The sequence below is a fragment of the Vibrio sp. 704 genome (genome assembly GCF_033339295.1).
This window is the reverse complement of the sequence record NZ_JAWOUH010000226.1, coordinates 1-873: the sequence shown is the minus strand read 5'-3', so window position 1 is coordinate 873 and position 873 is coordinate 1. Positions and strand designations below refer to the sequence as shown.

The 873-nt window shown below is 43.3% G+C and carries 2 protein-coding genes; both read right to left on the bottom strand.

The genetic code is table 11. The annotated features are described in order from the left end of the window. Positions 1–129: ATP-binding cassette domain-containing protein (locus R7R24_RS25610; RefSeq protein ID WP_318119924.1), on the bottom strand; the 129-nt coding region annotated here is incomplete at its 3' end. 199 nt (positions 130–328) lie between these two features. Beyond that, positions 329–820: a DUF2802 domain-containing protein gene (locus R7R24_RS25605; RefSeq protein WP_005479536.1), complete on the bottom strand. Its 492-nt coding sequence runs from the start codon at positions 818–820 to the stop codon at positions 329–331. Positions 821–873: the final 53 nt, after the last annotated feature.

Sequence of the window (873 nt, the reverse complement as noted above, 5' to 3'; positions counted from 1 at the left end):
TAGCGTCGTTTTACCTGTGCCATTACGCCCTTCGATCTGGACCAATTCACCAGGCTTAATTTCAAACTGCAGGTTTTCAAACAGGACCCTTTCATCACGGATCGCAGTCAGGTTAGACACTTCTAACATAGGGCTTCAACTTCATAAGGAACGAAGGGCTATATTAACACAGCTTACTTGTGACAAAACAGGATAAGAAAGCAGGGATGTATGTAAGTTCATGTATTTTTGTTAACTTACTGTCACACTTTGATAAAATTAACCATAAGTGGCTATAAGTTTTTATTTTAGATATAAAAAAAGAAGCCGAAGCTTCTTTTTATTCTCTTTATCGTCGACGCCCACGTGGTGGGTAATTCGAATCATCGGAAGGTTGACTGCTTAATGGCGGGATCTTCTCTTTTCCAGCCAGTTTTTTCTGCAAAGAGAGCATCAACTCTGCTTCTGCTTTTGGCAGTTCACACTCTTCGATTAGCTCGTTGATATCAGCCCCTAACTGCACCATTTTGGTTGCTCTACTGTATAAGCGACCATCAGTATCAGCGTGTTCTAGTTCGCGAATTCGCTCATTAAGATGTTGGATGATATCTTGCTGCTCAGTTACTTTTTGGCCAAGGCCAACTACAACCGAACGTACCTCTAGTAGCTGTTTGTTCAGCTTCTGCACTTCTTTATCCGCGTGTCGTGCCTGCGCTCGCTGTTGGTCCATTTGCTTTTGCAAACTAGCACGAATGCGCAGCTGCAACACAACCAACACCAATACAATAAAAGCAACGCCACCCGCGAGGAATGGTACAGATAAAAAAGTCTCTTCAGCCATCGTCATTCAGCCAATTATAGGTGAGCCATCTCGTCCCATTCGTCGTCAGTTAG